The organism is Pseudomonas sp. TE36184, from assembly GCF_054060055.1.
Window position 1 is genome coordinate 3,090,846 of the sequence record NZ_JBSSCU010000001.1, and the last position, 23,242, is coordinate 3,114,087.

The following is a 23,242-nucleotide window of genomic DNA, read 5'->3' on the forward strand; positions in this document are numbered from 1 at the left end:
GCGACTAAACCTCGCTGAGGCTCTCGCGCTGTTCGTAAGCCAGGCGCACCGGGGCGAACGAGCGGCGGTGGATCGGCGTCGGGCCGAGACGGGCCAGCGCTTCCAGATGAACGGGCGTCGGGTAGCCTTTATGGCCCGCAATGCCGTAGCCGGGGTAGATCAATTCGAACGCAGCCATTTCACGGTCACGGCTGACCTTGGCCAGAATCGAGGCGGCCGCGATGGCAGGCACCTTGCTATCACCCTTGACCACCGCTTCAGCCGGCATCGCCAGTTTCGGGCAGCGATTGCCATCGATCATCGCCAGTTTCGGGGTGATATGCAGGCCCTCGACGGCGCGCTGCATGGCAAGCATGGTGGCGTGGAGGATATTCAACTCGTCGATTTCTTCGACTTCAGCCCGGGCGATATGCCAGCTCAGGGCTTTTTCACAGATCTCGTCGAAGAGTTTTTCCCGACGCGCTTCGGTGAGTTTCTTCGAGTCGTTGAGGCCGAGGATCGGCCGATTCGGATCAAGAATCACCGCCGCCGTCACCACGGCACCACAGAGCGGGCCGCGCCCGACTTCATCCACGCCGGCCACCAGTTCGTGGGCTTGCGCGACCAGGCTGAAATCCAGCCCCATTTGCGTCGTCATAGGGCTTCCTGTTTATGGCCGATCAAGGTCAACACGGCATCCGCCGCCTGGTTTGACGCATCGCGCCGCAGGGTGCGGTGGATCTCGTCAAAGCCGCGGGTCTGCTCTTCGCCGCCGTCGATCAAGGGGAGTAGCGTCTGCGCCAGGGCTGCGGGCGTTGCATCGTCCTGCAACAATTCCGGCACCAACAGGCGCTGGGCCAGCAGATTGGGCAAGGAGATGTAGGGGCTTTTAACCATGCGCTTGAGAATCCAGAAGGTCAGCGGCGCCAGGCGGTAAGCCACGACCATCGGACGCTTGTACAGCAACGCCTCCAGGGTCGCGGTACCCGAGGCGATCAGCACCGCGTCGCACGCCGCCAGGGCCAGGTGCGACTGACCATCGAGCAGGGTCAACGGCAGGTTGCGCCCTTGCAGCAAGGTTTCGATTTGTGCGCGACGTTGCGGGCTCGCACACGGCAGCACAAAGCGCACGCCAGGCTTCATGATCAGCAGGCGCTCGGCGGCATCAAAAAACAGCGCGCCCAGGCGGCCCACTTCGCCACCCCGACTGCCCGGCATCAGCGCGACCAGCGGGCCGTCCGGCAAGCCCAGTTCGGCACGCGCCGCAGCACGATCGGCGTGCAGCGGGATGGTGTCGGCCAGCGTGTGCCCGACAAACCGCACCGGCACGCCCTTCTCTTCGTAGAAACGGGCTTCGAACGGCAGCAAGGTCAGCATCAAATCACAGCCTTCGCGGATCTTCAGCACGCGCTTCTGCCGCCACGCCCACACGGACGGGCTGACGTAATGCACGGTCTTGATCCCGGCCTGACGCAACTTGAGCTCGATATTGAGGGTGAAATCCGGCGCGTCGATTCCGATGAACACGTCAGGCTTTTCTTGGATCAGGGTCTGAATCAGCAGCTTGCGCCGTGCCAGCAGCTCACGCAGACGGCCCAGCACTTCCACCAACCCCATGACCGACAAGCGCTCCATGGGGAAGTAGGAGGTGAGGCCTTCAGCCTGCATCAACGGGCCGCCCACGCCAATGAACTCGACCGCCGGATGCTGGGCCTTGAGCGCCCGCATCAGCCCCGCGCCCAGGATATCGCCGGAAGCTTCCCCGGCGACCAATGCGATACGCAGATTGGCCATGATCAGCGCGTGATGCCGCGGGTCGACGCCTGGATCGAGTCACGGAACACCGCGACTTCCGGGAACAACATTGCCGGCTCGGTCAGTTCGGCCAATGCCTGCTCAACCGTCAGGCCCTGGCGGTAAACCACCTTGTAGGCGCGACGCAGGGCGTGGATCGCATCGTCGCTGAAACCCCGACGGCGCATGCCTTCGAAGTTCATGCTGCGGGCTTCGGCAGGGTTGCCGAACACCGTGACGAACGCCGGGACATCCTTGCCGATAGCCGTGCCCATGCCGGAAAAACTATGGGCGCCGATGTGGCAGTACTGATGCACCAGGGTGAAACCGGACAGGATCGCCCAATCGTCAACGTGTACATGGCCTGCCAACGCGGTGTTGTTGACCAGGATGCAGTGGTTGCCGATCACACTGTCGTGGCCGATATGCGCGTAAGCCATGACCAGGTTGTGATCACCCAACGTGGTCTCGGCACGGTCCTGCACGGTGCCACGGTGAATGGTCACGCCTTCACGAATGATGTTGTGATCACCGATTACCAGGCGTGTTTCTTCCCCCTTGTACTTCATGTCGGGGGTGTCTTCGCCTATCGAGGAAAACTGATAGATGCGATTGTGCCTGCCAATGCGGGTCGGTCCCTTGAGGATCACGTGCGGCCCGATGACAGTCCCCTCGCCGATTTCCACACCTGCGCCGACGATCGACCAAGGGCCGACCTCAACGTCGGCGGCCAGTACGGCCGACGGATCGATGATTGCGCGAGGGTCAATCAAACTCATAGTTTGCGTTCCGCGCAGATGATTTCGGCGGAGCACACCGGCTTGCCATCCACCGAGGCCTGGCATTCGAACTTCCAGATCTGGCGCTTGCAGCTGATGAACTTGGCTTCCAGGATCAACTGGTCACCCGGGGTGACCGGGTTGCGGAAACGCAACTTGTCGGAGCCCACGAAATAATAAAGCGTGCCGTCGGCAGGCTTGAGGTCGAGCATTTTGAAACCAAGGATACCGGCAGCCTGGGCCATTGCTTCGATGATCAACACGCCCGGCATGATCGGATGCGCGGGAAAGTGACCATTGAAGAACGGTTCGTTGATGCTGACATTCTTGTAGGCACGAATGCGCTTTTCCTCAACATTGAGGTCCACTACACGGTCCACCAGCAGGAACGGGTAACGGTGAGGCAGGTATTCGCGAATCTCGTTGATGTCCATCATTTCGGGGGGAAGCCTGTAATAAAGATTGGGGGCGGGCGACTAAACGCACGCCCCGCTAGCAAATCAAGGAGGCAGTCTAGCGGCTGTGCACACTTGATATGGAAATGGTATCAGCCTTCTGATGAAGCATTACCGCCAGGGGTCACGTCCCCAACACGCTTTTCCAGCTGTTTGAGACGTCGAGCCATGTCGTCGATGTGCCTCAAACGCGCCGCACTCTTGCGCCATTCAGCCGCAGGCTGCATGGCGGTACCGGACGAATAGGCACCGGGCTCGGTAATCGAGTGGGTGACCATGGTCATGCCGGTGATGAAGACGTTGTCGCAAATATCGATGTGCCCAACCAGCCCTACGCCACCGGCGAGCATGCAATGCTTGCCGATCTTGGTGCTGCCGGATATGCCTACGCAGGCCGCCATGGCGGTGTGATCGCCAATCTGTACGTTGTGGGCAATCTGGATCTGGTTATCGAGCTTCACGCCATTACCGATCACGGTATCGGCCAAAGCCCCGCGATCAACAGCGGTATTGACGCCGATTTCCACATCGTCGCCGATCAATACGCCGCCGACCTGGGCAATCTTGTGCCAAACGCCTTTCGAATTGGCAAAACCGAAGCCTTCACCACCGATCACCGCGCCCGACTGAATGACCACCCGCTGCCCGATACGCACATCGTGGTACAGGGTCACGCGGGGCGCCAGCCAGCCATCGGCACCGATTTCACAGCGTGCGCCGATAAAGCACTGAGCGCCCACGGTGACACCGGCGCCAATGCGCGCGCCACTTTCGATCACGGCAAAGGCGCCAATGCTCGCCGCAGGATCAACCTGGGCATCATCGGCGATCACCGCCGTCGGGTGGATCCCTCCAGCCGCCTTGGGTTTCGGATCGAACAGGTGGGATACCCGCGCATAAGCGAGGTACGGATCAGGCACCACCAGCGCATCCCCGGCGTAACCCTCGGCGTCAGCAGCCTTCAGCAGCAGGGCTGCGGCTTGGCTATCGGCCAGGTATTTACGGTATTGGGGATTTGCGAGGAAGCTCAACTGAGATGGGCCAGCCTCCTGCAAGGTGGCTAGCCCAGTGATTTCTTTCTCCGGGGAACCACGCAAGGTGGCTCCCAGGAACTCGGCCAACTCGCCGAGCTTGATAGTCGCGGTCATGGCTTACTTCAGCTGGTTCATGCGCTCGATCACCTGGCGGGTGATGTCGTATTGAGGCTTGACGTCAATCACGGCGCCGCGCTCGAACACCAGGTCAAAGGCACCTTTCTTGATGACTTCTTCCACAGCGCTGTCGAGTTTCGGCTTGAGCTGCTTGAGCATTTCGCGGTCGGCAACAGCCTTGGCTTCGTTCAGCTCCTTGGACTGGAACTGGTAGTCACGGGCCTTTTGCTTGAATTCAAGCTCCAGCCGCTCGCGCTCGCCTTGCTGCATCTTGTCGCCACCGGCTACCAGACGATCCTGGATGCCCTTGGCACTGCTTTCCAACGTTTTGAGCTTGGTCAGTTGCGGACCGAACTTCTTCTCGGCATCCACCGCGTACTTCTTGGCCGCGTCGGATTCCAGCAGGGCCATCTGATAGTTCAGGACGGCGATTTTCATCTCGGCGAAGGCCGGGGTGGTTACCAGCACAGTGGCCAGCAGAACCAATTGAGTCAACTTACGCACGATGTACTCCTACAGATCCGTTGTCGTTATCTTGGGTCAGACGCTTAGAACGTCTGGCCGAGGGAGAATTGGAAAATCTGGGTTTCAGCGTTATCCGGTTTCTTGATTGGCATAGCCAGAGCAAAGCTCAACGGACCAAGCGCAGTCACCCACGTCACGCCAACACCTACGGAGCTCGCCAGGTTGCTGAGGCTTACTTCGTTACACTGGGTATTGGACTTCACGCCAGTCGGGTTGGTGACCTGATCGCACTTGGAGTCGAATACGTTACCCACATCCCAGAAAACCGAAGTACGCAGGGACCGCTGATCTTTCACGAACGGCAGTGGGAACAGGATCTCGGCACCACCCTGGATCAGCACGTTACCACCGAATGGCAGTGCGCTAGTGTCCGTATCCGCCACGGTACCGGTGTTACCGGTCACGCCAGCGCCACGGCTAGGGGTACCACGAGGACCCAAGGTGCTGTCCTTGAAGCCGCGAACCGAGTTGAAACCACCTGCATAGTAGTTCTCATAGAACGGCAAGCCGTTGGTCGAACCATAACCGTCGCCATAGCCCAGTTCAGTGTGCAGGCGCATGGTGTAGTTGTCGCTCAAAGGCTGGAACAACTGGCCACGGTAGTCGAGCTTGAAGAACGACAGGTCGCTGCCCGGCGTGGTGGCTTCCAGGGTCACGCTCTGGGAGTGACCGCGGGTGGCCAGTACGCCTTTGTTCAGGGTCGACTCGGACCAGCCGGCAGACGCCTTGAAGTTCAGGAACTTGTCGCCTTCGCGGCGGGTGAAGTCGAAGATCTCATCCACGGTGTACACACCGGTCTTGATCTCATCCTGCTGCGCGGTCAGGCCGAAGGTCAGACGCGAGGTCTCACTGATCGGGTAACCGATGTTGACGCCGGCACCCAGGCTGTCGATCGCATAGCTGGCAACGTTGACGTCGAGGTCTTTGTAGTCGGTGGTGCGATAGAAGGCGTTGTAGCCCAGGCTCACACCGTCAGCGGTCCAGTAGGGGTCGACATAACCGAAGTTATAGCGGCTCTGGTATTCGCTGCGGGTCAGGCCGATGGAAACCTTGTTACCGGTACCGAGGAAGTTGTTCTGGGTGATCGAACCACCGAGGATCAGGCCGGCACTCTGTGCGAAACCGACGCTGGCGGTGATCGAGCCCGAGGCTTGTTCTTCAACGGCGTAGTTCACGTCAACCTGGTCGTCCACACCCGGTACGGCTGGGGTTTCGACGTTGACTTCCTTGAAGAAGCCCAGACGTTCAAGACGGGTCTTGGACTGGTCGATCAGGTAGGTCGACGCCCAGCCACCTTCCATCTGACGCATTTCACGACGCAGCACTTCGTCCGCAGACTTGGTGTTGCCACGGAAGTTGATGCGGTTCACGTAGGCACGCTTGCCCGGGTCGACCACGAAGGTGATGTCCACGGTGTGGTCGTCATCGTGCGGGGTCGGCACGCCGTTGACGTTGGCGAAGGTATAGCCTTCGTTACCCAGGCGACGGGTGATCAGTTCGGACGTGGTGGTCATCAGCTTGCGCGAGAACACCTGGTCTTTCTGCACCAGCAACAGGGCCTTGACCTGGTCTTCAGGCACTTTCAAGTCGCCGCTGAGCTTGACGTCGCGGACCTTGTACTTCTCACCCTCGTTGACGTTGACGGTGATGTACACATGCTTCTTGTCAGGGGTGATGGACACCTGGGTCGAAGCGATATCCATGTTGATATAGCCACGGTCCAGGTAGTAGGAACGCAAGCGCTCCAGGTCACCGGAGAGTTTTTCACGGGCGTACTTGTCGTCGTTCTTGAAGAACGACAGCCAGTTGGTGGTCTTGAGCTCGAACAGGCCGATCAGGTCTTCATCAGGGAACTTGGTGTTGCCCACCACGTTGATGTGCTGAATGGCCGCCACGGTGCCTTCGTTGATGTTGACCTTGAGGCCGACACGGTTACGAGGCTGCGGGACCACTTCCGTTTCCACGGTCGCGGAGTAGCGGCCCTGGGCAACATACTGGCGTTGCAGCTCGTTACGCACACCCTCGAGGGTGGCGCGCTGGAAGATCTCGCCCTCGGCCAGGCCGGATTGCTTGAGGCCCTTCATCAGGTCTTCAGTGGAGATCGCCTTGTTACCCTCGATCTCGATACTGGCGACGGAAGGTCGCTCGACGACGGTGATGACCAGGACGTTACCTTCGCGACCCAGTTGGATATCTTGAAAGAACCCCGTTTTGAACAGCGCACGAGTGGATTCCACCAGGCGACGGTCATCAGCCTGTTCCCCGACGTTCAACGGCAAGGCACCAAAGACGCTACCCGCGGAAACCCGCTGGAGGCCGTTGACGCGAATATCGGAGATAGTGAAGGACTCGGCGTGAACTTCGGCGATCATCAATACGGTGAGAACCGCAGTTAGCAGCAGACGTTTCATGAAGTCCTTTCTTATTCCAACTGGCAATAAACAAACTGCCGCAAAATGCGGCAGATTCGCAATTCAGCGAAGCGTTACAGTCGTCCCAGATCGTTGACCAAGGCTAACAACATCACCCCGACCACCAAACTGATACCGATCTGTATCCCCCAACCCTGCACCCGATCCGACAAGGGGCGACCACGCACCCACTCGACCAGATAAAACAACAGATGCCCCCCATCCAATACTGGAATGGGCAACAAATTCAGAACCCCAAGGCTAATACTCAGATAAGCCAGGAAATTCAGGAAATCCGCGACACCCGACTGGGCAGAAGCGCCCGCCACTTTAGCAATGGTTATCGGCCCACTCAAGTTTTTTACCGAGAGCTCGCCGAACAACATTTTCTTGAGCGATTCGAGAGTCAGCACGCTCATGGTCCAAGTACGTTTCGCACCCTCGCCAATTGCCGCCAACGGCCCGAAACTGACCTCGCGCATCATCGACGGCGGCCACTCCGGGCTTTTCACGCCGGCACCGAGGTAACCCCCGGCCGCCTTGGCTTCCCCGCGAACCGCCAGGGTTACGGGGACGTCGATTTGAGCACCATCGCGCTCAACTTTCAGCACAATTTTGGTATCAGGCCGTACACGCACCAGGTCGACCACTTGCTGCCAGTCGCCCAGCGCCTGGCCATCGAGGGCCAGCAGGCGGTCGCCGGTTTTCAGACCTGCGGCCTGGGCCGGGCCTTTCGGGTCAAGCTCGGCGAGCACCGGCGGCAAGGCCGGGCGCCATGGGCGAATACCCAGGGACTTGATCGGGTCCGGCTCATCGGCCCCCTTGAGCCAATGGTCGAGGGCCAGTTCACGCGGGGTCTCGGCGGAAGAGTCCTGCTCGCGCACCACCACCTTGACGGTGCCGCTTTCGCCCAGGCGACGTACCAACTGCAAATTGACCGCGCCCCAACCGGTGGTTGGTTCGCCATCAATAGAAACAATTTCCTGCCCGGCGACCAATCCCGCCTTCGCCGCCATGCTGTCCGCTTCAACCGCGCCGATCACCGGACGTATCTGTTCGCTGCCGAGCATGGCCAGGAACCAGAAGAACACCATGGCCAACAGGAAATTGGCGATCGGGCCGGCGGCGACAATAGCGATGCGCTGACGAACGGTCTTGCGATTGAAGGACTGGTCCAGTTGATCCGCCGGCACTTCGCCTTCGCGCTCATCGAGCATCTTGACGTAGCCGCCCAAGGGGATGGCCGCGATCACGAACTCGGTGCCGCGGCGGTCGTGCCAACGCAGCAACGGCATGCCGAAACCAACGGAAAAGCGCAGTACCTTGACGCCGCAACGACGCGCCACCCAGAAGTGGCCGAATTCGTGGAAGGTAACCAGCACACCCAGAGCAACCAGGGTGCCGACAATCATGTAAAGCGCACTCATCTAATTTCTCCGCATTCCAATCCAGTGCCTGAAGACGCAAACACGCCCAAAGACTAACGCGCGTTGCGGTTCAACCATTGTTCGGCCAGGGCGCGGGCCTTGGCATCCGCCTCGAACACTGCCCCCAGATCATTCACAGCCACCACGGGCTCAAGACTCAGAACATCCTCGATGATACTCGCGATCTGCGGAAAGCGGATGCGCTGTTCGAGAAACGCCGCCACCGCCACCTCGTTAGCCGCATTGAGCATCGCTGGCGCGCTGTTGCCCGCCTCCGCAGCTTGCCGCGCCAGGCGCAGGCATGGAAAGCGCTGCTCGTCCGGTGCCTCGAAGTCCAGGCGTGCAATCGCGAACAGGTCCAACGGTGCAACACCAGAATCGATCCGCTCAGGCCAGGCCAGGGCATTGGCGATCGGCGTCCGCATGTCGGGGTTACCCAACTGCGCCAGCACCGAGCCATCCACATAGTCGACCAGGGAATGAATCACACTTTGCGGATGAATCACCACCTCGACCTGATCGGGCCGCGCATCGAACAACCAGCAGGCCTCGATCAACTCCAGGCCCTTGTTCATCATGCTGGCCGAATCCACGGAGATCTTGCGCCCCATGGACCAGTTCGGATGGGCGCACGCCTGATCCGGAGACACATGCTCCAGGTCCGCCAGCGGAGTTTTGCGAAAAGGCCCACCGGATGCTGTCAGCAAAATCCGGCGTACACCGACCTGGCTCAGGCCGCGGGCAAAATCGCCGGGCATGCACTGGAAAATCGCGTTGTGCTCACTGTCGAGCGGCAGCAATACCGCCCCGCTCTTGCGCACCGCCTGCATAAAGAGTGTGCCGGACATGACCAGCGCTTCTTTATTAGCCAGCAGGATCTTCTTGCCCGCATCGACGGCGGCCAGGGTCGGGCGCAAGCCAGCGGCGCCGACGATGGCCGCCACCACGGCATCCACCTCGGCATCGGCCGACACCTGGCACAACCCTTCCTCGCCCACCAGCACCTGAGTAGCCAGGCCGGTGGCGCGCAGGTCATCCTGCAAGCCTCGCGCGGCGGCGACCCCAGGCACGACGGCAAAACGTGGCGCATGGCGCACGCACAACGCCAGCAGCTCAGTCAGGCGAGAGAAGCCGGTCAATGCGAAAACTTGATAGCGTTCCGGGTGGCGCGCGATCACATCCAGGGCGCTCAACCCTACCGAGCCGGTCGCACCCAGCACGGTGACCTGTTGCAGGCGGCTCACGACGCAGCCATCCACAACAGCACGGCAAAGATCGGGATCGCAGCGGTCAGACTGTCGATACGGTCCAGCACGCCGCCATGGCCCGGCAACAGATTACTGCTGTCCTTGATCCCGGCCTGGCGCTTGAACATGCTCTCGGTGAGGTCGCCCACGACCGAGATCAATACGACGATGGCCGCGCCCAGCAAGGCCAGGCACAGCTCTTTCACCGACCAGCCACGCACAACACCAACCACGAGCGTGATCACCAAGGTCAAGGCCAGGCCGCCGTACACGCCCTCCCAGCTCTTGCCCGGGCTGACCGCCGGCGCCAGCTTGCGCTTGCCGAAGGCCCGACCGGAGAAGTAGGCACCGATATCGGCACCCCAGACCAACACCATCACCGCCAGGATCAACTCATTGCCGATCGGAAAACGCTTGATCTCCACCAGCCCTTGCCAGGCCGGCAGCAGAATCAACAAGCCGATCACCAGCTTGCAGGCAACACTGGACCACTGGCTGCTGGTGCGCGGATAAGTCAACACCAGGAAGGTCGCCAACGCCCACCACAGCACTGCCGCACCCAACACCCAAGGAGCGAGATCCGGGAGGATGTACATCAGGAACAGCAACAGCGCCACGATGGCGGCATACACCACCCGCGGCAACTGCGCACTGAAGCCGGCCAGGCGCGCCCATTCCCAGGCACCAAGCGTCACGACCAGGCCGATGAACAGCGCAAAGCCGGATCCGTCGAGCAGAAAAAAGCCACACAAGGCAATCGGCAGCAGGATCAGTGCAGTGATGATTCGTTGTTTAAGCATTAAACCCGGGCTCCAGCTTCGATCTGCTCGCTCGTTTTACCGAAGCGACGCTGACGGGAAGCGAAATCGGCCAGCGCTTTACGCATGGCATCGTGTTTGAAGTCCGGCCAGAACAGGTCGGAGAAATACAGCTCGGTATAGGCCAACTGCCACAACAGGAAATTACTGATGCGGTGCTCGCCACCGGTACGGATGCACAAGTCCGGCAGCGGCAGGTCGCCGGTAACCAGGCAGGTCTGCAACAGTTCGGGCGTGATTTCGTCCGGCTGCAGGTGGCCGGCCTGCACTTCGCGGGCAAGCCGTTGCGCAGCCTGGGCGATGTCCCACTGACCACCGTAGTTGGCGGCAATCTGCAGCACAAAACGGTTACTGCCGGCGGTAATGGCTTCAGCCTCACGCATGGCCGCTTGCAGCTCCGGGTGGAACCGCGAGCGATCACCAATGATGCGCAGCGTGATGTTGTTGTCGTTGAGGCGCTTGGCCTCACGACGCAGAGCCCTGAAGAACAGATCCATCAAGGCACTGACTTCCTCGGCCGGGCGCTGCCAGTTTTCACTGGAAAACGCGAACAAGGTCAACACTTCGACCTTGGCCTCGGCGCACACCTCGATCACTGCCCGTACCGCATCGACACCCGCTTTGTGCCCGGCGACGCCAGGCAGGAAGCGTTTTTTCGCCCAGCGATTATTCCCATCCATGATGATCGCGACATGGCGCGGCACCACGGAGGGCACAGTCTGCTTGGTCTTTTCCATGAAAGCGCCCTGACCCTTATACGGCCATCAAGTCCGCTTCTTTTTGCTTGGTGGCCGCATCGATATCAGCTTCGGCCTTGTCGGTCAGCTTCTGGATGTCAGCCGCCGCACGGCGTTCTTCGTCTTCGCTGATTTCCTTGTCCTTGACCAGCTTCTTCAGCTCGCCCAGGGCATCGCGACGGATGTTGCGCACGGCAACACGTGCATCTTCTGCTGCGCTGCGCGCCTGCTTGGTGAAGCCCTTGCGGGTTTCTTCAGTCAGGGCAGGCATGGAAATCAGCAGCAACTCGCCCAGGTTGGTCGGGTTGAGGTTCAGGCCGGCGCTCTGGATCGCCTTGTCGACCGCCGCGAGCATGTTGCGCTCGAAGGCAACGACTTGCAGGGTGCGCGAGTCTTTTACGGTGATATTGGCCACTTGAGTGATGGAGGTGTCCGCACCGTAGTACGGCACCATCACGCTACCCAGAATGCTGGGGTGCGCCTTGCCTGTACGAATCTGGCCGAATGCATGGGCCAGAGACTCCAGGGATTTGTGCATACGCGCTTGGGCGTCTTTCTTGATTTCGTTGATCATTGTTGGCCTTCCTCGATCAGAGTGCCTTCCGCGCCGCCGTGTACGATGTTCAGCAGGGCGCCGGGCTTGTTCATGTTAAATACGCGCAGCGGCATCTTGTGGTCGCGGCACAGGCAAATTGCCGTCAGGTCCATCACGCCCAGCTTGCGATCCAGCACTTCATCGTAGGTCAGATGATCGAACTTCTCGGCATGCGGGTCTTTGAATGGATCTGCAGTGTATACGCCGTCGACTTTGGTCGCTTTCAACACGACGTCAGCATCGATTTCAATCGCACGCAGGCATGCGGCCGAGTCGGTGGTGAAGAACGGGTTGCCGGTACCGGCGGCGAAGATGACCACTTCCTTGGCGTTCAGGTGGCGCATGGCTTTGCGACGGTCATAGTGATCGGTCACGCCTACCATGGAAATAGCCGACATCACGATCGCCGAGATGTTGGCGCGCTCCAGGGCATCGCGCATGGCCAGGGCGTTCATCACAGTGGCCAGCATGCCCATGTGGTCGCCGGTGACCCGGTCCATGCCCGCCGCACTCAGTGCGGCACCGCGGAACAGGTTGCCACCGCCAATCACCAGGCCGACCTGCACGCCGATGCCGACCAATTGGCCAACTTCCAGCGCCATGCGGTCGAGTACCTTGGGATCGATCCCGAACTCTTCCGAGCCCATCAGGGCCTCGCCGCTGAGCTTGAGTAGAATGCGTTTATAGCGAGCCTGATAACCACTGCCCTGCTGAGCCATTGCGAATCTCTCCTGCGGCGTATTTTAAAAAATTCTTGGCGAGCCGTTTACGGCTTGCGTTCACTCTAGCTGGACGCTATCACAGCGCCATCGGAACACGGCTTTGTAAGCCAGTTCCGAAGGGAAGCCAAATAAAATTAGCCTTCCCATTTGAAAAGAGGCTGCGCGCGTGAGCGGGCAGCCTCTTTCGGGCGACAGTTGAAAACCGTCTTATTGCTTGGCGGCAGCCAGCTGGGCAGCAACTTCTTCAGCGAAGTTGTCGACCGGCTTCTCGATGCCTTCGCCTACTTTGTAGTAAGTGAAGGAAACGATTTCAGCACCGGCTTTCTTGGCCAGTTCGCCAACCTTGACTTCAGGGTTCTTGACGAACGCCTGCTCAACCAGGCTCGCTTCAGCCAGGAACTTGCTGATACGGCCTTTGATCATGTTTTCAACGATGTTTTCTGGCTTGCCCGCGATCTTGTCAGCGTTGAGGCTCAGGAACACGGCTTTTTCGCGTTCGATGGCTTCAGCGGACACTTCCGATGGCAGCAGGAATTCAGGGTTGCTGGCCGCTACGTGCATAGCGATGTCTTTGGCCAGCTCAACGCTGCCGCCTTTAAGGGCAACCACAACGCCGATCTTGTTGCCGTGCAGGTAACCACCGACAACATCACCTTCAACGCGAGCCAGGCGACGGATGTTGACGTTTTCGCCAACCTTGCCGACCAGTACCAGGCGATCAGCTTCTTGAGCGGCGATCAGCGGAGCGGCGTCAGTCAGCTTGTCAGCGAACGCTTTCTCAATGCTGGCAGCAACAAATGCCTTGAAGTCGTCCTGCAGAGCCAGGAAGTCGGTCTGCGAGTTCACTTCCAGCAGAACTGCGGATTTACCGTCTTCTTTCAGCGCGATGGCGCCTTCAGCAGCAACGTTGCCTGCTTTCTTGGCAGCCTTGATGGCGCCCGAAGCACGCATGTCATCAATGGCTTTTTCGATGTCGCCGCCAGCCTTGGTCAAGGCCTTTTTGCAATCCATCATGCCTTCGCCGGTACGCTCACGCAGTTCTTTAACCAACGCTGCAGTAATCTCTGCCATTTCAAAATCCTCTTGGATAGGTTTTCAACCATTCCACCCGATCAAACGGGCGATCAATTCTTCCCGAATCACCCTTGTAGGCCGCTGCACGTTACAGATGTTGTAGCTGCGCTGCCGACAAATGGTTTTCGAGGGGGCAAAAAGGGGGCCAAGCCCCCTTTTTGCTTACTGAGTCAACGCCAGGGCGTCAATTACTCAGCTGCGGCTACCGGAGCTTCTTCAGCGAACTGCTCGGTACCACCAGCAACGTGGTTGCGACCGCGGATGACAGCGTCAGCCATCGAACCCATGTACAGCTGGATAGCGCGGATGGCGTCATCGTTGCCTGGGATGATGTAGTCAACGCCTTCTGGGCTGCTGTTGGTATCGACTACGCCGATAACAGGGATGCCCAGCTTGTTGGCTTCGGTGATCGCAATGCGCTCGTGATCAACGTCGATAACGAACAGTGCGTCAGGCAGACCGCCCATGTCCTTGATACCACCCAGGGAACGATCGAGCTTTTCCAGGTCGCGAGTACGCATCAGCGCCTCTTTCTTGGTCAGCTTGGCGAAAGTACCGTCTTCGGCTTGCACTTCAAGGTCACGCAGACGCTTGATGGAAGCACGGATGGTTTTGAAGTTGGTGAGCATGCCGCCCAACCAGCGGTGATCGACGTACGGCGAACCGCAACGTGCTGCTTCTTCAGCAACGATCTTGCCAGCGGAACGCTTGGTGCCGACGAACAGAATCTTGTTTTTGCCCTGGGCCAGACGCTCTACGAAAGTCAGAGCTTCGTTGAACATTGGCAGGGTTTTTTCAAGGTTGATGATGTGGATCTTGTTACGCGCGCCGAAAATGTATTTACCCATTTTCGGGTTCCAGTAACGGGTCTGGTGACCGAAGTGCACACCGGCCTTCAGCATATCGCGCATGTTGACTTGGGACATGATAGTTCCTTAATAAGTCGGGTTTGGCCTCCACGTATCCCAATGACCAACCAGCGGCATCAAGGCCTCCGGCACCCAGGTCATCGTGTCGACACGTGTGTGGATTTAAGCTTCGCGGGGTATCCCCGGAAAGCGGCGCATTTTATACCACACGAAGGGAAAAAACGAAACCCGCAATCACATTTGCCGCCAACGACTTTTGCGCAACCCTTTGAATCGCGCCACTATAGCCCCACCTTATAGAGATAACCGATGGCCAGACGCTCATGGTTTGCCGCCCGCGTCTGGTAGAATCGCGTTTTTCAGGGCTTGTGCGAATTCTGCAACCTTTTGTCGCACACCCGTAAACCGTATTGATTTCAGCGCCTCGCGCTAGAGAGAGAGCCTGTATGACCGTTACCTTGAAAACCGCCGAAGACATTGCCGGCATGCGCGTTGCCGGCAAACTGGCGGCCGACGTGCTGGAAATGATTGCCGAACACGTCAAGCCCGGCGTCACCACCGAAACGCTGGACCGCATTTGCCACGACTATATAGTCGACGTGCAAAAAGCTATCCCTGCCCCGCTGAACTACAAGGGCTTCCCCAAGTCGATCTGCACCTCGATCAACCACGTGGTCTGCCACGGGATTCCCGGCGACAAACCGCTGAAAGACGGCGACACCCTGAACATCGACGTCACCGTCATCAAAGACGGCTACCACGGTGATACCAGCCGCATGTTCCATGTCGGCACCGTGCCGGTCTGGGCCGAGCGCCTGTCCCAGGTGACCCAGGAATGCATGTACAAGGCCATTGAAATCGTCAAACCCGGCTGCCGCCTGGGCGATATCGGTGAAGTGATCCAGAAGCACGCTGAAAAGAACGGCTTCTCGGTGGTCCGTGAGTTCTGCGGCCACGGCATCGGCAAGGTGTTCCACGAAGAGCCGCAGATCCTGCACTACGGCCGCGCCGGCACCGGCATGGAACTCAAAGCCGGCATGACCTTTACCATCGAGCCGATGATCAACCAGGGCAAGGCCGACACCAAGGTGCTGGGCGACGGCTGGACCGCCATCACCAAGGACCGCAAGCTCTCCGCCCAGTGGGAACACACCCTGCTGGTCACCGACACCGGCTACGAGATCTTCACCCTGCGCGCGGACGACACCATCCCACGCATCTCGGCGTAACGGCTGCCCTGGTTTTCCCAGACTGTGTTGTGACTGACTGATAGATAGAAAGGAAAGCCGAACGATGCCCCAGGTGGATCCCGAACTCTTCGACCGTGGCCAGTTCCAGGCCGAACTGGCGCTGAAGGCCAGCCCTATCGCCGCCTTCAAGAAGGCTATCCGCCAGGCCCGCGAGGTGCTCGACGAGCGCTTTCGCAGCGGCCGGGACATCCGTCGGCTGATCGAGGACCGCGCCTGGTTCGTCGATAACATCCTGCAAAAGGCCTGGGAACAGTTCAGTTGGAGCGAAGACGCCGATATCGCCCTGGTGGCGGTCGGCGGCTACGGTCGCGGCGAGCTGCACCCCTACTCGGACATCGACCTGCTGATCCTGCTGGACAGCGCCGACCATGAGATCTTTCGCGATTCCATCGAGCGTTTTCTGACGCTGCTGTGGGACATCGGCCTGGAAGTCGGCCAGAGCGTGCGCTCGGTGGCCGAATGCGGCGAAGAAGCCCGCGCCGACCTCACCGTCATCACCAACCTGATGGAAAGCCGCACCATCGCCGGTCCCGAGCGTCTGCGCCAACGCATGCTCGAAGTCACCAGCACCGCGCACATGTGGCCGAGCAAGGAGTTCTTCCTGGCCAAGCGCGCCGAGCAGAAAGCCCGGCACCACAAGTACAACGACACCGAATACAACCTGGAACCCAACGTCAAAGGCTCCCCGGGGGGCTTGCGCGATATCCAGACGATCTTGTGGGTCGCCCGTCGCCAGTACGGCACCCTGAACCTGCGCGCCCTGGCCGGTGAAGGCTTTCTGGTGGAAAGCGAAAACGCCCTGCTCGCCTCGTCCCAGGAATTCCTCTGGAAAGTGCGCTACGCCCTGCACATGCTCGCCGGGCGCGCCGAAGACCGCCTGCTGTTCGACCATCAGCGCTCCATCGCCACCCTGCTGGGTTTCGAGGGCGAAGACGCGAAGACCAGCATCGAAAGTTTCATGCAGCAGTACTACCGGGTGGTCATGAGCATCGCCCAGCTCAGCGACCTGATCATCCAGCACTTCGAAGAAGTGATCCTGGCCCCGGAAGACGAAGCGCCGCCGCAGCCGATCAACCCGCGTTTCCAGCTGCACGACGGTTATATCGAGGCGCGCAACGACAACGTGTTCCGCCGCACGCCGTTTGCCATGCTGGAAATTTTCGTGCTGATGGCCCAGCAGCCGGAAATCAAAGGCGTGCGCGCCGACACGATTCGCCTGCTGCGAGAAAACCGTCACCTGATCGACGATGACTTTCGCAACGACATCCGCAACACCAGCCTGTTCATCGAGCTGTTCAAGTGCAAGATCGGCATCCACCGCAACCTGCGGCGGATGAACCGCTACGGCATCCTCGGGCGTTACCTGCCGGAGTTCGGTTTTATCGTCGGGCAGATGCAGCACGACCTGTTCCACATCTACACCGTCGACGCCCACACCCTGAACCTGATCAAGCACCTGCGTAAGCTGCAGTACACCCAGGTGTCAGAGAAATTCCCGCTGGCCAGTAAGCTGATGGCCAAGCTGCCCAAACCCGAACTGATCTACCTGGCCGGCCTGTACCACGACATCGGCAAAGGCCGCCACGGCGATCACTCGGAAGTCGGTGCAGTCGATGCCGAGGCGTTCTGCCAGCGTCACCAGTTGCCGTTGTGGGACAGCCGCCTGATTGTCTGGCTGGTGCAGAACCATCTGGTGATGTCGACGACCGCCCAGCGCAAGGACCTGTCCGACCCGCAGGTGATCCATGACTTCGCCGGGATCGTCGGCGATGAAACCCGTCTCGACTACCTGTATGTGCTGACGGTTTCCGATATCAATGCCACCAACCCGACACTCTGGAACTCCTGGCGCGCGAGCCTGTTGCGCCAGCTGTACACCGAGACCAAGCGCGCCCTGCGCCGGGGCCTGGAAAACCCGGTGGACCGCGAAGAACAGATCCGCCGCACCCAAAGCGCGGCCCTGGATATCCTGGTGCGCGGCGGCAACGACCCGGACGACGTCGAACAATTGTGGTCGCAACTGGGCGACGATTACTTCCTGCGCCACACCGCCGGCGACGTGGCCTGGCACAGCGATGCAATCCTGCAGCAACCGGCCGATGGCGGCCCGCTGGTGCTGATCAAAGAGACGACCCAACGCGAGTTCGAAGGCGGCACGCAGATTTTCATCTACGCCCCCGACCAGCACGACTTCTTCGCCGTGACCGTAGCGGCCATGGACCAGCTCAACCTGAACATCCACGACGCCCGGGTCATCACCTCCAGCAGCCAGTTCACCCTCGACACCTACATCGTGCTCGACACCGAAGGCGAGTCCATCGGCGATAACCCGGCGCGGGTGAAAAAGATCCGCGAAGGCCTGACCGAGGCGTTGCGCAACCCGGACGACTACCCGACCATCATCCAGCGTCGCGTGCCACGCCAGCTCAAGCATTTTGCGTTTGCGCCCCAGGTGACCATTTCCAACGACGCCCAGCGCCCGGTGACCGTGCTGGAACTCAGCGCGCCGGATCGCCCGGGTCTGCTGGCGCGGATCGGCGGGATTTTCCTGGAGTTCGACCTGTCGTTGCAGAACGCCAAGATTGCGACCCTCGGCGAGCGCGTGGAAGACGTGTTCTTCATTACCGACGCCGACAACCAGCCGCTGTCCGACCCCGAACTGTGCCGCCGCCTGCAGGATGCAATCGTCCAGCAGTTGAGCGTTCACCAGGAGCCCGGGGTCGAGCTGACGCGCCTGACGATTTGATACCCGCCCAGTTTTTAACGCCTTGCACGAGATCCACCGATGAACAATGCCCTGAACCAGCTGCAGCCCTACCCGTTCGAAAAACTGCGCGCCCTGCTCGGCAGCGTCACGCCGAACCCGGACAAACGTCCGATCGCGCTGTCCATCGGCGAGCCCAAGCATAAATCGCCGACCTTCGTCGCCGAGGCGTTGAGCAATAACCTCGACCAGATGGCGGTGTACCCGACCACCCTGGGCATTGCGGCGCTGCGCGAAGCCATCGCGGCCTGGTGCGAACGCCGCTTCAATGTACCCAAGGGCTGGCTGGACCCGGCGCGTAACATCCTGCCGGTCAACGGCACCCGCGAGGCACTGTTCGCCTTCACCCAAGCCGTGGTCAATCGCAGTGACGACGCGCTGGTGGTAAGCCCGAACCCGTTCTACCAGATCTATGAAGGCGCGGCGTTCCTGGCCGGCGCCAAGCCGCACTACCTGCCGTGCCTGGACGCCAATGGCTTCAACCCGGATTTCGACGCCGTGTCGCCAGACGTCTGGAAGCGCTGCCAGATCCTGTTCCTGTGCTCCCCCGGCAACCCGACCGGCGCGCTGATCCCGGTCGACACCCTGAAAAAGCTCATCGCCCTGGCCGACGAATACGACTTCGTGATTGCCGCCGACGAGTGCTACAGCGAGCTGTACTTCGACGAACAAAGCCCGCCGCCGGGCCTGTTGAGCGCCTGCGTCGAACTCGGCCGCCAGGACTTCAAACGCTGCGTGGTGTTCCACAGCCTGTCCAAGCGCTCCAACCTGCCGGGCCTGCGCTCCGGCTTCGTGGCCGGCGACGCCGACATCCTCAAGGCCTTCCTGCTGTACCGCACCTACCACGGCTGCGCGATGCCCGTGCAAACCCAACTGGCAAGCATCGCCGCCTGGCAGGACGAAGCCCACGTCCAGGCCAACCGCGACCTGTATCGGGAAAAATTCGACGCCGTGCTGGCGATCCTCAAGCCGGTGCTGGACGTACAAGCCCCCGATGGTGGTTTCTACCTGTGGCCGAATGTTGAGGGTGACGACGCCGCCTTCTGTCGCGATCTGTTTGTGCAAGAACACGTGACCGTAGTACCCGGCTCATACCTGTCGCGGGAGGTGGACGGCGTCAACCCAGGCGCCGGGCGCGTTCGCATGGCATTGGTTGCACCACTGGCGGAGTGCGTGGAAGCGGCTGAGCGCATTCGCGATTTCATTCAACGCAGGAAGTAACCTCGCCACATCCCGCACTGTGTCGCACAGTGCGGGAACCTTGTTCACTCGCTCACCACCAATAGGCAAACTTCCTACGAGTAATGCCTATGAGCCTAATCACCCCGTCGCTCGCCCCTCCCCCCGCTTATGAGCCGCTCCCGAATAACCACACCTCCCCTCCCGAATCCGCCGGGCGAACCAAAAGAGGCATCGCCGACAGCGACAAGCGCTGGCCGGCCGGCGTGGTCACCGTTGCGCTCGACCTGAGCAGCGAAAAAAGCAAAGCGCTAGTGGTGGACGCTATCCGCGAATGGGCCCACCACACGCCGGCCCTGCGCTTCAATATCGTCGAAGGCAAGACGGGCGATATTCGTATTTCTGACGATGAAGGGCTCAAGGGCAATTGGTCCGCCATTGGCACAGAGGCCAAGCGCATCGATGAAGATCAACCCACGATGCACCTCAACCGGACCGACGACTCGAAGAAGTTGCGCAGTACGGCCCTGCACGAATTCGGCCACGCCCTCGGGTTATTGCACGAACACCAACACCCGCAGAACAGCCTGGATTGGGACAGCCCCCAAGTGTATGACTACTACACCAGCGACTCTTTCAACGAAGCCATGGTACGCGAGCATATCCTTGAGCCAGACAACCGGCCCGGCCTGCAGATCACCCCATACGATCCACAGTCCGTGATGCATTATGAAATTCCGGCAGCATTGAGGCGCAACGGCCAGGCCATTCCTAAAAACACAACCCTTTCCGCGGGCGACAAGCAAACGATCAGAATGCTGTACCCCCCGGTCAACCCGACGTAGCGGGCCCAGGGGTAAACATCGGCTCACGTATTCACTCAACACCGCCGGGAACTTTCCTGTAATTGGCACGAATCAACCAGTGCCTCGTCTCGACCTGCCGCAGGAAACGCTCAATGATAAACCCCGCCCCCGAAGCCTCGTATCAGCCTGGCACGCACTGGTCGCCTGGCGAAAGCACCGATAGCGCTACGCCAACGCACAGTCTTTCGAGACGTCGACGCAATGTCGGCGAGCCGGGCAAATACTGGCCCCAGAACACTACGCTCACGATCGCCATGTATGAGTATGGGGTGGACGACGAATACGTGCTGGCCGTGAAAAAAGCCGCCAGCCGTTGGCTGCCCCATATCAACCTGAAGTTTGATTTTGTCTCGGGGGCGAGAGGCGATATCCGTATTGCGCAGAATCCGCCGGGCGATAACGGCGGCGCTTCATCCATAGGCACCGATGCGCGCAACATTCCGTTCGGGCTGCCGACCATGAGCCTGCCCATGGATCACAACGCGCCCCGCTTCGAAGACACCGTCCTGCATGAATTCGGGCATATGCTCGGTGCCCATCACGCCCACCAGCACCCCGATGCCAACATTCCGTGGAACCGTGAAACCATCCACCAGACCTACCGCAACACCCCCAACCCGCATGAGGTGGAGGACAACGTCCTGCCGCTGACTCGCAGCAGCGCTTATGACTTGCTGCCTTATGACCCTGACTCGGTCATGCACTACGCTGTCAGCCCGGACCAGACCAATGGAAAGCGGGCGCACAGCGAGAACAGGTCACTGAGTGACGGAGACATTGCCTGGGCCAAAAAAACCTACCCTCAAGCGGCGCCCATGCCCGCCGTGATCCGTCATCCACGCTTTCGTGATGCCGACTCAGACTGCACCGTTTAAAACACTGCACACTCAGCGCCGGCGGCACGGCGGCCCCCAATTGCCTACTTCGGCGACCCCAGGTTCGCCTCACTCATGTCCAGATCGTCCAACACCTCCCTCAACACGTCATCCCCAATCCGGTGATGACGGCTCAGGCTATACAACTCCAAGCGCTGCGCCCGCAGCGCCTTGAGCCGTAGCTTTCGCTCCAGTTGGTCCATCTGCGACGCCAGTGCCTGGGCTTCGGCGGAGTCGTTGAAGACGTCCAACTGATGCCGGTATTCCGACATCAGTCGCGCCTTCAGCTCGGTAGCCAATGCGGCCTGGGCGGCGTCCGCGGGAGCGCTCTCGGTGGGTTCTTCGACCTCAAGCGCATGGATCGCCGCCACGGCGGTCTTTTTCCACGCCTCGCGCACTTCATTGTGGTGTTTTTCATCGGGGCTTTTTTCAATGCCGCGCAGCAGCAGCGGCAACGCAATACAGGCAGCGATGAGCGACAGCAGGATCACCCCGGCCGCGATAAAGATCAGCAGATCGCGTTCCGGGAACGCCTTGCCCGGCGCCAGCAGCAAGGGCACCGACATCACACCGGCCAATGTCACCGCCCCGCGCACACCGCCCACGGTCAACAGCCAGCAGGAACGCGCCGTCGGCACCAGGGTAAGCTCGCTTTTCCCACGCAGGCGCCGGAGCACGCCCGACAGACGCCAGATGCTTTGCACCCAGATGAAGCGTAATACCAACAACACCAGGAAGATCGCGACCACGTCCAGGCAGCGATACAGCAGGGTCGGCCACAGCGTGGTTTCATGACTCACCACCGCCTTGATGATGTCCGGCAGTTGCAACCCCAATAGCAGGAAGATCAAGCCATTGAAGGCAAACTCCAGCAGCGACCAGACGCTGCGATTGAGCAAGCGCGTGCTGGTCTGGCGGGGCAGCAGGTCCAGCCAGCTTTGCATCATGCCCGCCGCCACAGCCGAAAGAATCCCCGATGCGCCCAGGCGTTCGGCCAGAACATAGGCGGCGAACGGCAGCAGCAACATGAACACAACGTGGGTGGCCGGGTCGTCCCAGCCTCGCGCAATCATCCAGACACGCAAGCGCCCCACCAGCCAGCTCAACGCGATCCCGACCGCCAGACCGCCGATGGCCACCAGTACAAAGGTCAGGCTGGCATCCGCCAGGGAAAACACCCCGGTCAAGGCTGCCACCAGGGCGAACTTGAAGGTCACCAGGCCCGAGGCATCGTTCATCAAGGCTTCGCCCTGGAGCATATGCATCAACGGCGTGGGTAAACGGTTCTGGGAAATGGCCGACACCGCCACGGCGTCCGTCGGCGACAACACCGCCGCCAGGGCAAAGGCCACCGGCAATGGAATCGAAGGCAACAACCAATGAATGAAGTAGCCGGCGCCGACCACGGTGAACAGCACCAGCCCCACTGCCAACGTCAGAATCGGCCCGCGCAGGCGCCACAGTTCACGCTTGGGCATGCGCCAGCCATCGGAGAACAACAGCGGCGGCAGGAACAGAAACAGGAACAACTCCGGGTCCAGCGCGACATGCAGCCCCAGCGTGGGCCAGGCCAGCAAGGCCCCGGCGGCAATCTGCACCAGCGGTAACGGCAGTGGGATGACTCGCCATACCAGACGCGAAACGCTGACCAGCATCAGCAAGATAAGAACGGTGTAGGCGGTTTGCATAACGCGGTTTTCCCGGACAATCGACTTGCAACGACAC

At 60.3% G+C, this 23,242-nt stretch carries 21 protein-coding genes; 5 read left to right on the forward strand and 16 right to left on the reverse strand.

The genetic code is table 11. The features are described 5' to 3' along the window. Window positions 1-4: 4 nt before the first annotated feature. The 15 genes from rnhB to rpsB all read right to left on the reverse strand — a co-directional run bounded on the left by rnhB (window position 5) and on the right by rpsB (window position 14,640). Window positions 5-637, reverse strand: a complete 633-nt coding sequence (rnhB, locus tag ACVWZP_RS13850; RefSeq protein ID WP_017844751.1) for a ribonuclease HII — start codon at window positions 635-637, stop codon at window positions 5-7. Beyond that, window positions 634-1,773: a lipid-A-disaccharide synthase gene (gene lpxB, locus ACVWZP_RS13855; protein ID WP_017844750.1), complete on the reverse strand. Its 1,140-nt coding sequence runs from the start codon at window positions 1,771-1,773 to the stop codon at window positions 634-636. Before lpxB ends, rnhB begins: the two co-directional genes overlap by 4 nt. A 2-nt stretch (window positions 1,774-1,775) precedes the next feature. Continuing rightward, complete coding sequence (lpxA, locus tag ACVWZP_RS13860; protein ID WP_046384462.1) at window positions 1,776-2,552, reverse strand: acyl-ACP--UDP-N-acetylglucosamine O-acyltransferase; 777 nt, start codon at window positions 2,550-2,552, stop codon at window positions 1,776-1,778. Then, window positions 2,549-2,989 (reverse strand): 3-hydroxyacyl-ACP dehydratase FabZ, encoded by a 441-nt coding sequence (gene fabZ, locus ACVWZP_RS13865; protein WP_003172281.1) that lies wholly within the window; start codon window positions 2,987-2,989, stop codon window positions 2,549-2,551. The genes lpxA and fabZ overlap by 4 nt, the downstream gene beginning before the upstream one ends. Window positions 2,990-3,099: 110 nt before the next feature. Beyond that, window positions 3,100-4,155 carry a UDP-3-O-(3-hydroxymyristoyl)glucosamine N-acyltransferase gene (gene lpxD, locus ACVWZP_RS13870; protein ID WP_017844748.1) on the reverse strand — a complete coding sequence of 352 codons (1,056 nt, stop codon included), beginning with the start codon at window positions 4,153-4,155 and terminating at the stop codon, window positions 3,100-3,102. A gap of 3 nt (window positions 4,156-4,158) precedes the next feature. Then, window positions 4,159-4,662, reverse strand: a complete 504-nt coding sequence (locus ACVWZP_RS13875) for an OmpH family outer membrane protein (RefSeq protein ID WP_003172279.1) — start codon at window positions 4,660-4,662, stop codon at window positions 4,159-4,161. 44 nt (window positions 4,663-4,706) lie between these two features. Continuing rightward, window positions 4,707-7,094 carry an outer membrane protein assembly factor BamA gene (bamA, locus tag ACVWZP_RS13880; protein ID WP_046384464.1) on the reverse strand — a complete coding sequence of 796 codons (2,388 nt, stop codon included), beginning with the start codon at window positions 7,092-7,094 and terminating at the stop codon, window positions 4,707-4,709. 74 nt (window positions 7,095-7,168) lie between these two features. Next, a complete protein-coding gene (gene rseP / locus ACVWZP_RS13885) occupies window positions 7,169-8,521 on the reverse strand; it encodes a sigma E protease regulator RseP (protein ID WP_017844746.1) in 1,353 nt (450 codons plus the stop codon). Between the two features lie 53 nt (window positions 8,522-8,574). After that, window positions 8,575-9,765, reverse strand: coding sequence for a 1-deoxy-D-xylulose-5-phosphate reductoisomerase (ispC, locus tag ACVWZP_RS13890; protein WP_457369861.1), 1,191 nt, complete (start codon window positions 9,763-9,765; stop codon window positions 8,575-8,577). After that, window positions 9,762-10,568 carry a phosphatidate cytidylyltransferase gene (locus tag ACVWZP_RS13895; protein ID WP_017844744.1) on the reverse strand — a complete coding sequence of 269 codons (807 nt, stop codon included), beginning with the start codon at window positions 10,566-10,568 and terminating at the stop codon, window positions 9,762-9,764. The genes ispC and ACVWZP_RS13895 overlap by 4 nt, the downstream gene beginning before the upstream one ends. Continuing rightward, window positions 10,568-11,323, reverse strand: coding sequence for a polyprenyl diphosphate synthase (uppS, locus tag ACVWZP_RS13900; protein WP_017844743.1), 756 nt, complete (start codon window positions 11,321-11,323; stop codon window positions 10,568-10,570). Before uppS ends, ACVWZP_RS13895 begins: the two co-directional genes overlap by 1 nt. A gap of 16 nt (window positions 11,324-11,339) precedes the next feature. Then, entirely contained in the window at window positions 11,340-11,897 is a 558-nt protein-coding gene (gene frr / locus ACVWZP_RS13905) for a ribosome recycling factor (protein WP_046384466.1), read from the reverse strand. Continuing rightward, window positions 11,894-12,637, reverse strand: coding sequence for a UMP kinase (gene pyrH / locus ACVWZP_RS13910; protein WP_003172271.1), 744 nt, complete (start codon window positions 12,635-12,637; stop codon window positions 11,894-11,896). The genes frr and pyrH overlap by 4 nt, the downstream gene beginning before the upstream one ends. A 210-nt stretch (window positions 12,638-12,847) precedes the next feature. After that, window positions 12,848-13,711, reverse strand: coding sequence for a translation elongation factor Ts (gene tsf, locus ACVWZP_RS13915; RefSeq protein ID WP_017844741.1), 864 nt, complete (start codon window positions 13,709-13,711; stop codon window positions 12,848-12,850). A gap of 191 nt (window positions 13,712-13,902) precedes the next feature. Next, window positions 13,903-14,640: a 30S ribosomal protein S2 gene (gene rpsB / locus ACVWZP_RS13920; protein ID WP_017844740.1), complete on the reverse strand. Its 738-nt coding sequence runs from the start codon at window positions 14,638-14,640 to the stop codon at window positions 13,903-13,905. A gap of 389 nt (window positions 14,641-15,029) precedes the next feature. Between rpsB and map the strand changes: the two genes are divergently transcribed. From map to ACVWZP_RS13945, 5 genes are all read left to right on the forward strand, one after another. After that, window positions 15,030-15,812 carry a type I methionyl aminopeptidase gene (gene map / locus ACVWZP_RS13925; RefSeq protein WP_017844739.1) on the forward strand — a complete coding sequence of 261 codons (783 nt, stop codon included), beginning with the start codon at window positions 15,030-15,032 and terminating at the stop codon, window positions 15,810-15,812. Between the two features lie 64 nt (window positions 15,813-15,876). After that, entirely contained in the window at window positions 15,877-18,579 is a 2,703-nt protein-coding gene (locus ACVWZP_RS13930) for a [protein-PII] uridylyltransferase (RefSeq protein ID WP_046384468.1), read from the forward strand. 39 nt (window positions 18,580-18,618) lie between these two features. Next, window positions 18,619-19,818, forward strand: coding sequence for a succinyldiaminopimelate transaminase (dapC, locus tag ACVWZP_RS13935; RefSeq protein ID WP_046490180.1), 1,200 nt, complete (start codon window positions 18,619-18,621; stop codon window positions 19,816-19,818). 89 nt (window positions 19,819-19,907) lie between these two features. After that, window positions 19,908-20,621: a M12 family metallopeptidase gene (locus ACVWZP_RS13940; protein WP_108525956.1), complete on the forward strand. Its 714-nt coding sequence runs from the start codon at window positions 19,908-19,910 to the stop codon at window positions 20,619-20,621. A gap of 113 nt (window positions 20,622-20,734) precedes the next feature. Then, window positions 20,735-21,517 carry a M12 family metallopeptidase gene (locus ACVWZP_RS13945; RefSeq protein WP_079442986.1) on the forward strand — a complete coding sequence of 261 codons (783 nt, stop codon included), beginning with the start codon at window positions 20,735-20,737 and terminating at the stop codon, window positions 21,515-21,517. A gap of 44 nt (window positions 21,518-21,561) precedes the next feature. Here the strand turns inward: ACVWZP_RS13945 and ACVWZP_RS13950 are convergent, their stop codons facing one another. Beyond that, on the reverse strand, window positions 21,562-23,205 hold the full coding sequence (locus ACVWZP_RS13950) for a Na+/H+ antiporter (protein WP_046384470.1): 1,644 nt from the start codon (window positions 23,203-23,205) through the stop codon (window positions 21,562-21,564). Window positions 23,206-23,242 lie beyond the last annotated feature (37 nt).